The sequence below is a fragment of the Streptomyces sp. BK340 genome (assembly GCF_007827595.1).
GTDB lineage: Bacteria > Actinomycetota > Actinomycetes > Streptomycetales > Streptomycetaceae > Streptomyces.
The window spans coordinates 421,070-434,801 of sequence record NZ_VISR01000002.1 but is presented as its reverse complement, the minus strand read 5'-3'; the positions used below and the strand labels follow the sequence as shown (position 1 = coordinate 434,801).

General features: G+C 71.5%; 13 protein-coding genes. 10 read left to right on the top strand and 3 right to left on the bottom strand.

Annotation, left to right across the window (positions count from 1 at the left end; all coding sequences use genetic code 11):
- The first annotated feature begins 187 nt into the window (after positions 1-187).
- The 6 genes from FB157_RS05340 (at position 188) to mscL (ending at position 6,134) form a co-directional block, all read left to right on the top strand.
- Positions 188-1,738, top strand: a complete 1,551-nt coding sequence (locus tag FB157_RS05340) for a potassium/proton antiporter (RefSeq protein WP_145876442.1) — start codon at positions 188-190, stop codon at positions 1,736-1,738.
- A 280-nt stretch (positions 1,739-2,018) separates the two neighbouring features.
- The gene (locus FB157_RS05335) at positions 2,019-3,317 is read left to right on the top strand and encodes an MFS transporter (RefSeq protein WP_145876440.1); all 1,299 of its coding nucleotides are present in this window, start codon (positions 2,019-2,021) and stop codon (positions 3,315-3,317) included.
- A 67-nt stretch (positions 3,318-3,384) separates the two neighbouring features.
- Positions 3,385-3,708, top strand: coding sequence for an FmdB family zinc ribbon protein (locus FB157_RS05330; protein ID WP_145876437.1), 324 nt, complete (start codon positions 3,385-3,387; stop codon positions 3,706-3,708).
- A 99-nt stretch (positions 3,709-3,807) separates the two neighbouring features.
- The gene (locus FB157_RS05325) at positions 3,808-4,641 is read left to right on the top strand and encodes an S-methyl-5'-thioadenosine phosphorylase (protein WP_145876435.1); all 834 of its coding nucleotides are present in this window, start codon (positions 3,808-3,810) and stop codon (positions 4,639-4,641) included.
- 323 nt (positions 4,642-4,964) lie between these two features.
- Positions 4,965-5,537, top strand: a complete 573-nt coding sequence (locus tag FB157_RS05320; RefSeq protein ID WP_145876433.1) for a hypothetical protein — start codon at positions 4,965-4,967, stop codon at positions 5,535-5,537.
- A 138-nt stretch (positions 5,538-5,675) separates the two neighbouring features.
- The gene (gene mscL / locus FB157_RS05315) at positions 5,676-6,134 is read left to right on the top strand and encodes a large conductance mechanosensitive channel protein MscL (protein ID WP_145876431.1); all 459 of its coding nucleotides are present in this window, start codon (positions 5,676-5,678) and stop codon (positions 6,132-6,134) included.
- Positions 6,135-6,153: 19 nt separating this feature from the next.
- Here mscL and FB157_RS05310 read toward each other — a convergent pair whose 3' ends face one another.
- Positions 6,154-6,330: a hypothetical protein gene (locus tag FB157_RS05310; RefSeq protein WP_145876429.1), complete on the bottom strand. Its 177-nt coding sequence runs from the start codon at positions 6,328-6,330 to the stop codon at positions 6,154-6,156.
- A gap of 136 nt (positions 6,331-6,466) precedes the next feature.
- On the opposite strand from FB157_RS05310, the gene FB157_RS05305 reads away from it, so the two are divergent.
- From FB157_RS05305 to FB157_RS05290, 4 genes are all read left to right on the top strand, one after another.
- Positions 6,467-7,702, top strand: coding sequence for a low temperature requirement protein A (locus FB157_RS05305; protein ID WP_145876427.1), 1,236 nt, complete (start codon positions 6,467-6,469; stop codon positions 7,700-7,702).
- 40 nt (positions 7,703-7,742) lie between these two features.
- A complete protein-coding gene (locus tag FB157_RS05300) occupies positions 7,743-8,771 on the top strand; it encodes a P1 family peptidase (RefSeq protein ID WP_145876425.1) in 1,029 nt (342 codons plus the stop codon).
- 161 nt (positions 8,772-8,932) lie between these two features.
- Complete coding sequence (locus FB157_RS05295; RefSeq protein WP_145876423.1) at positions 8,933-10,153, top strand: Ig-like domain-containing protein; 1,221 nt, start codon at positions 8,933-8,935, stop codon at positions 10,151-10,153.
- Positions 10,154-10,310: 157 nt separating this feature from the next.
- Positions 10,311-11,057, top strand: coding sequence for a DUF6227 family protein (locus FB157_RS05290; RefSeq protein WP_145876421.1), 747 nt, complete (start codon positions 10,311-10,313; stop codon positions 11,055-11,057).
- A 24-nt stretch (positions 11,058-11,081) separates the two neighbouring features.
- On the opposite strand, the gene FB157_RS05285 is transcribed toward FB157_RS05290, so the two are convergent.
- On the bottom strand, positions 11,082-11,312 hold the full coding sequence (locus FB157_RS05285) for a hypothetical protein (protein WP_145876419.1): 231 nt from the start codon (positions 11,310-11,312) through the stop codon (positions 11,082-11,084).
- A 111-nt stretch (positions 11,313-11,423) separates the two neighbouring features.
- The gene (locus FB157_RS05280) at positions 11,424-13,586 is read right to left on the bottom strand and encodes a fructose-specific PTS transporter subunit EIIC (protein WP_145876418.1); all 2,163 of its coding nucleotides are present in this window, start codon (positions 13,584-13,586) and stop codon (positions 11,424-11,426) included.
- Positions 13,587-13,732 lie beyond the last annotated feature (146 nt).

Below are 13,732 nucleotides of genomic sequence, written 5' to 3'. Positions count from 1 at the left end.
GGCTGTGACTTTGAATGAGCGCTGGAGCAACCATAGGCGCAGGGCCCCGAGCCGCTTGACGCGGAGTCGGGAACCGGCGCGCACGGACGTTCGATCTTGCCCTGGCGAGTGTCAAGAAAGCGTCAAGAGTTAGGTAAGGTAACGAAGTACTTGGGTGCGGTGCGCCGCAGCCTCGGGTCTTGTGTACGTGAGCCCGCGCGCTCCCCGCGCGGGCCAAGGAAGGGAACCGCCGCTGACTGTTCACCACCTCGACCAGCTCCTGCTCGTCTGCTCCCTGGTCCTCCTGGTCGCCGTCGCGGCCGTCCGGATCTCCTCACGCAGCGGGCTCCCCAGCCTGCTCGTCTACCTGGGGATCGGCGTCCTCATGGGCCAGGACGGCGTCGGGAACATCCACTTCAACAACGCCGAGATGACCCAGGTCATCGGGTACGCGGCCCTGGTCGTGATCCTCGCCGAGGGCGGTCTCGGCACGAAGTGGAAGGAAATCCGGCCGGTCCTCGGGTCCGCCTCCATGCTGGCTCTGGTGGGGGTCGCGATCAGCGTCGGCACGACCGCGGCGGGCGCGCACTATCTGGTCGGGCTGGACTGGCGGCAGGCGCTCATCATCGGCGCGGTCGTCTCCTCGACGGACGCCGCGGCGGTCTTCTCGGTCCTGCGCCGGATCCCCCTGCCCGCGCGCGTGACGGGCACGCTGGAGGCGGAGTCCGGCTTCAACGACGCCCCGGTGGTCATCCTGGTCGTCGCCTTCTCCACGGCCGGCCCGGTCGAGCACTGGTACGTCCTGGTCGGCGAGATAGCGCTGGAACTGGCCATCGGCGCGGCCGTGGGTCTCACGGTGGGCTGGCTCGGGGCCTGGACCCTCAAGCGGGTCGCCCTGCCCGCCTCCGGCCTCTACCCGATCGCCGTGCTGGCGATCGCCGTCGTCGCCTACGCCGCCGGCGCGCTGAACCACGGCAGCGGCTTCCTCGCCGTCTACCTGGCGTCGATGATGCTCGGCAACGCCAAGCTCCCGCACTGGCCCGCCACGCGCGGCTTCGCCGAGGGGCTCGGCTGGATCGCCCAGATCGGCATGTTCGTCCTGCTCGGCCTGCTCGTCACCCCGCACGAGCTGGGCGACGACATCTGGCCGGCCCTCGTCATCGGGCTCGCGCTGACCATGGTGGCCCGCCCGCTGAGCGTCGTGCTCAGCCTGGCCCCGTTCCGGGTGCCGTGGCCGGAGCAGGCACTGATGTCCTGGGCCGGGCTGCGCGGCGCCGTGCCCATCATCCTGGCGACGATCCCCATGGTGAACGGCGTCGCGGGCAGCCAGCGGATCTTCAACATCGTCTTCGTGCTGGTCGTCGTCTACACCCTCGTGCAGGGGCCGACCCTGCCCTGGCTGGCGAGCCGGCTGCGCCTCGGCGGGGCGGGCGAGGCGTCCGACCTCGGCATCGAGTCGGCACCCCTGGAGCGGCTGCGCGGGCATCTGCTGTCCGTCTCGATCCCCGAGGGATCCCGGATGCACGGCGTCGAGGTGAACGAGCTGCGGCTGCCGCCCGGCGCCGCCGTCACCCTCGTCGTCCGGGACGGAAAATCGTTTGTTCCGCTGCCCACGACGGTGCTGCGGCACGGGGACGAACTCCTCGTGGTCGCCACCGACCCCGTGCGCGACGCGGCGGAACGGCGCCTGCGCGCGGTCGCCCACGGCGGCAAGCTGGCCGGCTGGCTGGGCACGGACGGGGCGGGCAGCTCACGTTAAGGGGGCGTTTCGTACGGTTCACACCCTCGGCAATCACAGGTGACCGCCGCGGGTGGTGCTCATTTTCACAGGTGGACGAGGCAATGCCACCTGTACGATGAAGGCGCACCCTGATCGAACCAACTCTGCCTGACGCAGAGCTGGCGCGACCGTATGGCGGCCGGGCCTCTCCCACCCACAGTGGGCGCCGGTATCTACCGCAGTTTGCGCAAGAGGACAGCTCTCGGCGCCCGGGCCCGCAACGGGGCACGCGCTACCAGGCGGCAGAAAGGCACGGGCCGTGGGATCCACGGTCAGCACCACCGCACCGGAGACGACCTCGCCGGCCCCTTCCCGCCCCGGATACGGACAGCTGCTGCGCACCCGCGGCGCCTGGACGTTCCTGCTCCCCGGCTTCGCGGCGCGCCAGCCGTTCGCGATGCTCACCATCTCCATCGTGCTGCTCGTGCAGCACACCACCGGCTCGTACGGCGCCGCAGGCGCCGCCGCGGCCGCCACCGGTGTCTCCATGGCGCTGTTCGCGCCGTACAGCGGCCGCCTCGCCGACCGTTACGGGCAGCGCGCCGTCCTGATCCCGGGTGTCCTGGTGCACACGCTGTCGGGCCTGACGCTGACGGCGCTCGCGCTGGCGCACGCGCCCCTGTGGGCGCTGTTCGTGGCGGCCGTCCCGACCGGCGCCTCGGTGCCGCAGGTCGGCCCCATGGTGCGTGCGCGCTGGGGCGTGAAGCTCCAGGGCTCGCCCCTGATGACCACCGCGGCGGCCTTCGAGTCCGTCACGGACGAGCTGACCTTCGTCTTCGGGCCCCTGCTGGCGACCGCGCTGTGCACCGCCGTCACCCCGTCCGCGGGCCTGGTGACCGAGGCCGCGCTGACGCTCGTCGGCGGTCTGCTGTTCGCCGCGCAGAAGAGCACGCAGCCGTCGGTGTCCGGCGGGAGCGGGCACGCGCGCGTGCAGCACACCTCTGCCCTGCGCGTCCCGGGCGTCCGGGTGCTGGTGGTGACCTTCCTGGGCATCGGGTCGGTCTTCGGCGGCATGCAGGTGGCGCTCGCGGCGTTCACCGAGTCGATCGGCGAGCCCGGCCTCAACGGTGTCCTCTACGGCACCTTCGCCGCGGGCAACATGCTCTCCGGCATCGTCTGCGGTGCGATCGCCTGGAAGGCCGCCCCGCAGCGGCGCCTGGTCATCGGCTACGCCGCGCTCGCGCTGACCGCGTCCGCGCTGTGGACGGCGCACTCGGTGCTGCTGCTGGCCGGTCTCGGCCTGCTGGTCGGCATGTGCATCGCGCCGGCTCTGATCACCGGCTACACGCTGGTCGAGGGCCTGGTGCCGGCGGAGGCCCGCACCGAGGCGTTCACCTGGCTGACCGGTGCCGTCGCGCTCGGTCAGGCGGCCGCCGTCACGGTCGCCGGACAGCTGGAGGACCGCCTGTGGGGCGGTGCCGGTTTCCTGGTGCCGATGGCCGGCACCGTGCTCGCGCTGGTCACCCTGGTCGCCCTGCGTTCGCGGCTGGTCGCCCGGGCCCAGACCCGCACGGTCGCACGTGGCGTCGGTCACCGCGTGCCGGTGACGGTGGACTGATCCCCGGGAATACGTCACTATGGACCGTCGTTAGCACTCATTGAGTCAGAGTGCCAGGAGGAAGACAGTGCCGACCTACCAGTACCAGTGCACCGAGTGCGGCGAGGGCCTCGAGGCGGTTCAGAAGTTCACCGATGACGCCCTGACCGAGTGCCCCAACTGCGGTGGCCGCCTGAAGAAGGTGTTCTCCGCGGTCGGCATCGTCTTCAAGGGCTCCGGCTTCTACCGCAACGACTCCCGCGGCTCCACGTCGAGCAGCAGCCCGGCGACGAAGTCGTCCAGCTCCTCGTCGACCGACTCGAAGTCGTCCCCGCCGGCGTCCTCGACGTCTTCGGCGTCCTCTTCGTCCTCGACTTCGTCGGGCTCCTCGAGCAGCAGCTCCGCGGCCTGAGATCGCGCTCCCCGGGCCCTGCCGTCACGTGACGGCAGGGCCCCAGGTGTACCCGGGCACCGGCTCCCCGCCTTTTCGCGGCCAGCTAGTGTGCTCGTCATGGCGAACGCAGAGATCGGTGTCATCGGCGGGTCGGGCTTCTACTCGTTCCTCGACGACGTGACCGAGGTCCAGGTGGACACCCCCTACGGGCAGCCCAGCGACTCCCTCTTCCTCGGCGAGATCGCCGGCCGGCGGGTCGCCTTCCTGCCCCGGCACGGCCGCGGCCACCACCTGCCACCGCACCGGATCAACTACCGCGCCAACCTCTGGGCCCTGCGCTCGGTCGGCGTCCGGCAGGTCCTCGGACCGTGCGCGGTCGGCGGGCTGCGCCCCGAGTACGGCCCGGGCACCCTGCTCGTACCGGACCAGATGGTGGACCGCACGAAGGCCAGGGTCCAGACGTACTTCGACGGGCTGCCGCTGCCCGACGGCACGGTGCCCAACGTGGTGCACGTGTCCATGGCCGACCCCTACTGCCCCACCGGCCGGGCCGCCGCGCTGAAGGCGGCGCGCGGACGGGAGTGGGAACCGGTGGACGCCGGCACGCTGGTCGTGGTCGAGGGGCCGCGCTTCTCGACCCGCGCCGAATCGTTGTGGCACCAGGCGCAGGGCTGGTCGGTGGTGGGCATGACCGGCCACCCCGAGGCGGCTCTCGCCCGTGAACTGGAGCTCTGCTACACGTCGCTGACCCTGGTCACCGACCTGGACGCCGGTGCCGAGACCGGCGAGGGGGTCTCCCACGAGGAGGTGCTGCAGGTGTTCGCGGCCAACGTGGACCGGTTGCGGGGCGTGCTGTTCGACGCGGTGGCGGCACTGCCGGAGACCGGGGCGCGTGACTGCCTCTGCAAGAACGCGCTCGGCGGGATGGATCCGGGCTTCGAACTGCCGTAGCGGAGGGACCGGGCGACACCGGCAACGGTGCGCGGTGAGGGACGGCGACGCGAGGGACGGGTCGACGCGAGGGACGGCGACGCGAGGGACGGCGACGCGAGGGACGGGTCGACGCGAGGGACGGCGACGCGAGGGACAAGTCGACGCGAGGGACGGCGACGCGAGGGACAAGTCAACGCGAGGGACGGGTGAGCGGAAGTCCCCGTTCGGGTGGGCGGGTTGTCCACAACTTCTCCGTGGTCCACCGGCTCCGGCGGGCTTCGGCGTGAGGCGTCATCGTGGCAGGGCAAGCCGAAATCCCCTTGTCGCAGGCGGTGATCCCCATGCCCTTGACCCCGTCGTCCCCCGCTCCGGCCGCGCCTCCCCTCCGTCTCCCGCTTCCCCTCGGCACCGACGCCCCGGCGACCTGCGAGGTCCCGCTCTTCGCCCCGGTGCGCGTGCGCGGCGGGCTGTATCAGCTGCAACGGCTCGTACGGCAGCGCAGGCGGGCCGTCGCGGCCGGCCTCGCCGTGACCGCTGCCGCGCTCGTGGCGGCGGGGCCGCGGACCGCGGCCGAACCCCACCGCGCCGAACGGGCCCGCGGGCACCCGGTCACGGAACCCGCACGACGGCACGGATCGGTGCGCATGGTGACGGCGCCGGTGCGGATCTCGGACGCCGCCACCGTCCGGCTGCTCCGGCCCGGCGACCGCGTCGACGTCGTCGCGGCCGAGGACCCCTCGGCCGGAGGCGGCGCCCGGGTGCTCGCGCGGGGAGTGCGGGTGACGAGGGTGCCGGAGCCGCTGGAGGATGCGTCCGAGAGCGGGGCGCTGGTCGTCCTGTCGGTGCCGCGCGCCATGGCGGCGCGGCTCGTGGGCGCGAGCGCCACCGCACGGCTGGCGGTGACGCTGTGCTGAGTCACCGCGGCCGATGTCTCTGCGACCCGCCGTCAAGTCCGAAGATCGAGCTACGGAATTGGACACAATGGCCGCACCGTGCCGTAGGTTGCGGAGCGTTTGGTTCCACACCCTGTGCACGCGAGGAGAGTCCCCGAGGTGAACGCGAAGAAGGAACCGAGCATCTGGCACGGCTTCAAGGCCTTCCTGATGCGCGGCAACGTCGTCGATCTGGCAGTCGCGGTGGTCATCGGCGCCGCCTTCACCAACATCGTCAACTCGGTGGTGAAGGGGCTCATCAACCCGCTGGTGGGCGCGATCGGCACTCAGAACCTGGACCACTACAGCTCGTGCCTGAGCAGCAGCTGCAAGGGCGACCAGGGCATCCAGCTGATGTGGGGCTCGGTCCTCGGCGCGACGCTGAGCTTCGTGATCACCGCGGCCGTCGTGTACTTCCTGATGGTCCTGCCGATGGCGAAGTACCTGGCCCGGATAGAGGCCCGCCGGAAGGCGAGGGAGGGCACGCACGAGATCATCGAGGTGACCGAGCTGGAGGTCCTCAAGGAGATCCGCGACGCGCTGGTCGCCCAGCGCGGATCGGGACACGACGAGCGCTAGCGGCGCTCCCGCGGGCGGCTCAGAGGTGGTGGGGCGGCTTCTCGTCGAGGAAGCGCTTCAGGTCGGCGGCGCTGTCGCCGTCCGGGCGCTCGCCCCACCCGCGGTCGGTGTCGTCCGAGGACTGCTGGCTCAACGGGTCGTCGAAGATCAGCGCGGGCTTCGGGTCGCGCGACTCGGGTTCGGGGGCGGTGCTCATGTCCCCAGGGTACGGCCCCGGCCCGGGCGCCCCCGCGAAGCCTCTGACCTGGAGGTTTTTCCGACGCTTCGGATCCCGACCGAATTGTGAATCCCTTCACAAGATTTTGCCGCGGTTTTCTGCTGTGCTGGGACGCATGACGTCCAGTTCCGCTCCGGCGCCCGCCTCGGGTGCGCACAAGTCCCGGGGGCCCCTGCGGCCGCTCACCGCGCGCAGGCGCGACGAGGCGCACCGGGTCTCCTCCCCGCTGGAGCTCTTCTTCGACCTGTGCTTCGTGGTGGCCATCGCACAGGCGGGCGTGCAGCTCGTGCACGCCGTGGCCGAGGGGCACGCGGGCCACGGGATCCTGAACTACGCGATGGTGTTCTTCGCCATCTGGTGGGCCTGGATGAACTTCACGTGGTTCGCCTCGGCGTACGACAACGACGACGCGCTCTACCGGGTGGTGACCCTGGTCCAGATCGCCGGTGTGCTGGTACTGGCGGCGGGCGTCTCCCGGGCGTTCGAGCACCACGACTTCCTGGTCGTCTGGCTCGGCTACGTGATCATGCGGCTGGCGATGGTCGCACAGTGGCTGAGAGCGGCGCGATCGGCCGAGGGGCCGGAACGGACCATGGCGCTCAGATACGTGGGCGGTGTGCTGTTGTGCCAGGTCGGCTGGCTGGGGCTGATCCTGCTGCCGGAGCCGGCCCGGCCCTGGGTGTTCCTGGTGATGGTGATCGTGGAGCTGTCCGTGCCGCTGTACGCGGAGAAGGCCCGTGCGACGTCCTGGCATCCGCACCACATCGCCGAGCGGTACGGCCTGTTCACGATCATCGTGCTCGGCGAGACGATCGCCGCGGCCACGGTCGCCGTGAAGTCGGCGCTGGACGAGCAGGACGCGCTGGGCGAACTGCTGCCGATCGCGGCGGGCGGCCTGCTGATCGTGTTCGCCGCGTGGTGGATCTACTTCGTGGTGCCCATCCACGGTCACCTGCGCTCCAGCAGGCAGGCGTTCCTCTGGGGCTACGGCCACTACCTGATCTTCGCCTCGACCGCGGCGATCGGCGCCGGTCTGGAGGTGGCGGTGGAGCAGGCGGTCGGCAAGGCGCACATCTCGACGCTGTCCGCCTCGGCGGCCGTGACCCTGCCGACGGCGCTGTACCTGCTGACCGTGTGGGCGCTGCACTCGCGGCACTTCAAGGTCGGCATCAGCCAGCAGCTGGTGCTTCCGGGCACGGCGCTGGTGGTGGTCTGCTGCACCTTCCTGGGCGAGTGGGCGGTGCTCGCCGCGGGGCTCGTGTGCGCCGCCTCGGTGGTGGTCGGGGTCACGCTCACGACGCGCACGGTCTCCAGCGGGCGGCGCACGAACGCGACGGCACCGGCCGCCTGAAGCCCGCGGACGCGTCCTGGGGCTGGGCCAGACTGACCCCATGACAGTTGACGCATTGACGGATGTCGCCGGGCTGCGGGTGGGGCACGCCACCCTCGGCGGGGACGGCCGGCTCACCGGCACCACGGTCGTCCTCGCGCCCGAGGGCGGCGCGGTCGCCGCCGTGGACGTGCGCGGGGGCGGTCCCGGCACCAAGGAGACCGACGCCCTCGATCCGCGCAACGTGGTGCAGAAGGTCGACGCCGTCGTGCTGACCGGAGGCAGCGCCTACGGGCTCGACGCGGCGTCCGGGGTGATGGCCTGGCTCGAGGAGCAGGGGCGCGGGGTGCGGGTCGGGCCGGACCCGGGGCACGTCGTGCCGGTGGTGCCCGCCGCGTGCGTCTTCGATCTGGGGCGCGGCGGGGACTTCCGCGCCCGTCCGGACGCGGCGACGGGGCGTGCGGCGGTGGAGGCGGCCGCGGCGAGCAGGCGGGGCGCGGCAGTGTACGAGGGGTGCGTGGGCGCCGGTACGGGCGCCGTGGCGGGGCAGCTCAAGGGCGGGGTGGGCACCGCGAGTGCGGTGCTGGACTCGGGGATCACGGTGGCCGCGCTGGTGGTGGTGAACGCGGCGGGGTCGGTGCTGGATCCGGACACGGGCGTCCTGTACGGGGAGTTGTTCCAGGGGCGCGTTCGGTATCCGGAGGAGCGCGTGCACGAGGCCGCGCGTCGGCGTCTCGCCGAGGTGGCCGCGAGGAACGCGCCGCCGCCGCTGAACACGACGCTCGCGGTGGTCGCGACCGACGCGGACCTCACCAAGGCGCAGGCGCAGAAGATGGCGGGCACGGCGCACGACGGCATCGCACGCGCCGTGCGGCCGGTGCACCTGCTGCACGACGGCGACACGGTCTTCGCGCTGGCGACCGGCACCCGCACGCTCGACGGCACCGGCCCGTTGGCGCTCAACGACGTCCTCGCGGCCGGCGCCGACGTCGTGACCCGGGCGATCGTGCGGGCCGTGCGCGCCGCCGAGCCGGTCGACGGGCCGGGTGGAGCGTGGCCGTCGTACGGGGAGTTGTACGGGCAGCGTTGAGCCCCGGCGGCCCTCGTGGCCGCGGGTTGAGCCATGGATTGTCGCGGTTCTGTCACGTGATGACGTCAACCGGCTCCGGAGGGAACCTCCCCCCGGACCCGGGCCCTCTTTCATGACGCACTGGAACGGATCACGCACATCACACGAACCTGGAGCAGCCCGTGACAACGCCGGACATTGCAGCGCGGCGCGTACTGGGGGCCTGTGCCGCCTTGGTGGTCGGCGCCCTGACCCTGACCGCCTGCGGTGGCAGCGCCAACGCCTCGAACGACGACGGCAAGGGCGGCAAGGACTCGCCCAGGACGTCGACGGCGAAGGTCGTGATCTCGGCCAAGGACGGTTCGACCGGCGCGTCGATCAACGCCACCGGTGTGAAGGTCAGCGGCGGCAGGCTGACGGACGTGAAGATGACCGTGGCCGGGTCGGGGCAGGCGGTGCAGGGGGCGATATCGGCGGACGGCAGCAGCTGGAAGCCGAAGGGGCAGCTGGAGCGCGGCACGAAGTACGAGATCGACGCGACCGCGAAGGACGCGAGCGGGCGTACGGCGGCGGCCAACTCCATCTTCACCACCGTCAGCTCCGCCAACAGCTTCATCGGCACCTACACCCCGGACGACGGCTCGACCGTCGGTGTGGGCATGCCGGTGTCGTTCACCTTCGACAAGGCCATCACCGACAAGAAGGCCGTGCAGTCGCACATCACGGTCGGCTCCAGCAGCGGTCAGCAGATCGTCGGGCACTGGTTCGGGAACCAGCGGCTCGACTTCCGGCCACACGAGTACTGGAAGGCCGGCTCCAAGGTCACGATGAAGATCGACCTGGACGGGGTGCAGGGCGCGAACGGCGTCTACGGAGTGCAGAAGAAGACGGTGTCCTTCACCATCGGGCGCTCGCAGGTCTCCACGGTCGACGTCAACACGCAGACGATGACGGTGCAGCGGGACGGCAAGACGCTCAAGTCGGTGCCGATCTCCGCGGGCAGCGCGCAGCACACCACGTACAACGGCCAGATGGTCATCTCCGAGAAGTTCGTGCAGACCCGTATGAACGGCTCGACCGTCGGCTTCGGCGGGGAGTACGACATCTCCGACGTGCCGCACGCGATGCGCCTGACGACCTCCGGCACGTTCATCCACGGCAACTACTGGTACAACAAGGGCAACCCGCCGTTCGGCCGGGAGGGCACCAGCCATGGCTGCGTCGGCCTGGCGGACGTGCAGGGCGCGCAGGGCGACACGACGGCCAAGTGGTTCTACGACAACTCGCTCATCGGTGACGTCGTGATCGTGAAGAACTCCCCGGACAAGACGGTGTCCCCGGACAACGGCCTCAACGGCTGGAACATGTCGTGGAGCGCCTGGACCGCCGGAAGCGCCGTCTGACCGGCCGGTTCTGACGGTCCGTGAGGCCGCGCGGGAACTTCTCGCGCGGCCCGCGCGTTTTCCGGGCATACGTTTTCTCGGTTCCCGGACATGATGTCCGACCGAGGGGCTACGGTATGCACCCACAAGGTGACATGCAGCAACGCCGGGAGAAGCCTTGAGCGTTCCGTACGAGACGGCAGCGTACGAACCAGCCGAGTCGCCCGAGTCTCCGGAGGAGCATCTCGAGCGGCTCCTCGGCCGTGCCCTGAACTCCTTCGAACTGCCCGACGAGGTGTTACGGCAGCTCGACTGCGCTCTGGCGCAGGACAGTTCCCTGCACTCCGCCCACCACAGCGCGGGACTGCACCGCGAGACGTACCGGCACACCTGGCTGCTCGCCGACGGCTCGGCGGTGACCCTGTGGGAGCTGGTCCACAACACCGTGCCGGGCGGCGACGCCCAGCACGAGGTGTACGTCGACGAGGAGGAGCTGCACACGGCCACCGCCCGGCTCGCGCTGCCGGCGGACACTCCGGACTTCGAGCTGCCGGTGCTGATGCAGCTGTCGGCGATCCCCGAGCCCCGGCATGTGTACGCCCGGGACGACTCGGCGGACCACGCACGCCGGCTGCTGCGCCGCGCGGAGAATCCCGACCGTCCGGACGCGGAGACGGCGGCGCTGCTGGCGACGGCGGCCGCGCATCAGATCACCCAGGCGTTCGGGCGGCCCGGCCGGACCGGCCGCGCGGGCCTGAGCTTCGCGCTGTACGAGCACGCGTTCCTGCTGCCGGACGGCCGGGAGGTCTCGCTGTGGGAGGTCGAGCACACGGCGACGCCCGACGGGCGGCACATGTGCGAGGTCTACACGTCGGAGGAAGCGGCCCGGGATGCCATGGAACGGCGCGCGGCGCGGCAGGCCTGACAGTAGCCTCGGGGCCCGCTTCCGTCAGCGGCTTCCGAGTCGTCGTACGAGGCCGGCGAAGGCGTCCTCTTCCGCCGCGCTCAGTTCGACGTACTCCTGCGGCGGAGGGCCGAAGCGCTGGTGCGGGAAGGCCGCCAGAGCAGCCTCCACACGGGCGCGGCGCATGATGCGGGTCACCGCGAGGGCCCAGACGACGCCCGCCAGAGTGAGGACGGTCACGCCGATCAGCTGAAGAGTCGGGACTTGCTCAGGCATGCCGTCCAGTAGACACCACGGTCCGGGACTTTGGTCCCGGACCGTGACGTATCTCGCAGGTGCCGTGAACAACTCACAGCTCACCAAAGGGGCAAGAGTGGCGGTACCCCGTCAGGCGGCGACGGGCTGCTTCGCCTCCTTCGGCGTCGTGGCGGGGTTGCCGGCGGGGTCCGTGGCCGTGGCCTCCGGAGCCTGCTTGCGCATGCCCTTGAGGAGGACGACCAGGGCCGCGCTGACGCAGACGCCGACCGCGATGGCGATCAGGTAGAGGAACGGGTTGCCGATCAGCGGGACCACGAAGATGCCGCCGTGCGGGGCGCGCAGGGTGGCGCCGAAGCCCATCGACAGCGCGCCGGTGATCGCGCCGCCCACCATGACGGACGGGATGACCCGCAGCGGGTCCGCCGCGGCGAACGGGATCGCGCCCTCGGAGATGAAGGAGGCGCCCAGCACCCAGGCGGCCTTGCCGTTCTCGCGCTCGGTCTGGGTGAAGAGCCTGCCGCGGACCGTCGTGGCCAGGGCCATCGCCAGCGGCGGGACCATGCCGGCCGCCATCACCGCGGCCATGATCTTCATCGCGGAGTCGCTCGGGCTGGCGACCGCGATGCCCGCGGTGGCGAAGGTGTAGGCCACCTTGTTGACCGGGCCGCCCAGGTCGAAGCACATCATCAGGCCGAGCAGGGCGCCGAGCAGGATGGCGTTGGCACCGGTGAGGCCGCCCAGCCAGTCGGTCAGGCCCTTCTGGGCGGACGCGATGGGTTTGCCGATCACGACGAACATCAGGAACCCGACGATCGCCGAGGAGATCAGCGGGATCACCACCACCGGCATGATGCCGCGCAACGCCGCCGGGATGTTGATCCTCTGGATCGCCATCACCACACCACCGGCGATCAGACCGGCCGCCAGACCGCCGAGGAAGCCGGCGTTGATGGTGAGGGCGATCGAGCCGCCGACGAAGCCGGGGACGAGACCGGGGCGGTCCGCCATGCCGTAGGCGATGTAGCCGGCCAGGACCGGGATGAGAAAGCCGAAGGACACCACGCCGATCTGGAAGAGCAGCGCGCCCCAGCTGCCCGACTGGGTCCAGACGAAGTGGTCCATGACCGACGGCGCCTTGTTGACCTTCCAGCCGCCGATCGCGAAGCCGAGGGCGATGAGCAGACCGCCGGCCGCGACGAACGGAACCATGTAGCTGACGCCGGACATCAGCCACTTGCGGAGCTTGGTGCCGTAGCCCTCGGTGGAGTCGCCCGCACGCTCGACCGGCGTCCCGGCGGCGGCGCCCGCGGTGACCTCGCCGCGCTCGGCCCTGCCGCGCACCTCGGAGATCAGCTCGGCGGGGCGGTTGATGCCCGCCTTCACGCCGACGTCGACCGTCGGCTTGCCCGCGAAGCGCTCCTTGTCGCGTACGGGGACGTCGTGCGCGAAGATCACGCCGTCCGCCGCCGCGATCACCGCCGGGTCGAGCCGGGTGAAGCCGGCCGAGCCCTGTGTCTCGACGACGACCTCGACGCCCGCCTCGTGGCCCGCGTTCTCCAGGGACTCGGCCGCCATGTAGGTGTGGGCGATGCCGGTCGGGCATGAGGTGACGGCGACGATACGGAAGGGGCGTTCGCCCGTTCCCGTCGCACCCGTCACACCCGTCGCACCCGTCACACCCGTGGCGCCCGGCGCCGGGGCGGAGCCGCTCTCGGTGGCCGCGCCCGGCGCCGGGGCCGTGCTGCCCGCTGCGGCGCCGGCGGAGGCCGCCACCGGCGTCGCAGCGGAGTCTTCGGAGGCGTCCTCGGACGCCTGTGCACCGGCGGACGCGCTGTCCGCGGTCGCCGGAGCCTCCTCCCCGCGGATCAGCGCCGCCGTCGTCCCCGCGTCGCCCGCCGACCGCAGCGCGTCCGTGAACTCGGTGTTCATCAGCTGCCGGGCCAGCGAGGAGAGGATCGTCAGGTGGGCGTCGTCGGCGCCGGCCGGGGCCGCGATCAGGAAGATCAGGTCGGCGGGACCGTCCGCGGCGCCGAAGTCGATGCCGGCGGCGCTGCGGCCGAAGGCGAGCGTCGGCTCGGTGACATGGGCGCTGCGGCAGTGCGGGATGCCGATGCCGCCGTCGAGGCCGGTCGGCATCTGGGCCTCCCGGGCGGCCACGTCGGCGAGGAAGCCCTCCAGGTCGGTCACCCGGCCCTGGGCCACCATGCGCTCGGCGAGGGCGCGCGCCGCCGCTTCCTTGGTGTCGGCGGACAGGTCGAGGTCGACCAGGTCCGCGGTGATCATGTCGCTCATCGCGGGCTCCTATGCACGCGTATCGCCCGGGGAGTGGGGTGGGCGGAGGTGGGGAGGGGGGTGCTGCGGGGGGAGGCGGCGGGGTGGGCGCAGGCCTGGCCGGGGAGACCCTGACTGCTGGGGGTGGCAGGGCGGATCGGGGCGTC

Excerpts from the sequence above, each read along its gene's own strand:
- FB157_RS05325 (WP_145876435.1), top strand. The coding sequence starts at position 3,808 with ATGGCGAACGCAGAGATCGGTGTCATCGGCGGGTCGGGCTTCTACTCG.
- FB157_RS05320 (WP_145876433.1), top strand. The coding sequence starts at position 4,965 with ATGCCCTTGACCCCGTCGTCCCCCGCTCCGGCCGCGCCTCCCCTCCGT.
- FB157_RS05310 (WP_145876429.1), bottom strand. The coding sequence starts at position 6,330 with ATGAGCACCGCCCCCGAACCCGAGTCGCGCGACCCGAAGCCCGCGCTG.
- FB157_RS05305 (WP_145876427.1), top strand. The coding sequence starts at position 6,467 with ATGACGTCCAGTTCCGCTCCGGCGCCCGCCTCGGGTGCGCACAAGTCC.
- FB157_RS05300 (WP_145876425.1), top strand. The coding sequence starts at position 7,743 with ATGACAGTTGACGCATTGACGGATGTCGCCGGGCTGCGGGTGGGGCAC.
- FB157_RS05285 (WP_145876419.1), bottom strand. The coding sequence starts at position 11,312 with ATGCCTGAGCAAGTCCCGACTCTTCAGCTGATCGGCGTGACCGTCCTC.
- FB157_RS05280 (WP_145876418.1), bottom strand. The coding sequence starts at position 13,586 with ATGAGCGACATGATCACCGCGGACCTGGTCGACCTCGACCTGTCCGCC.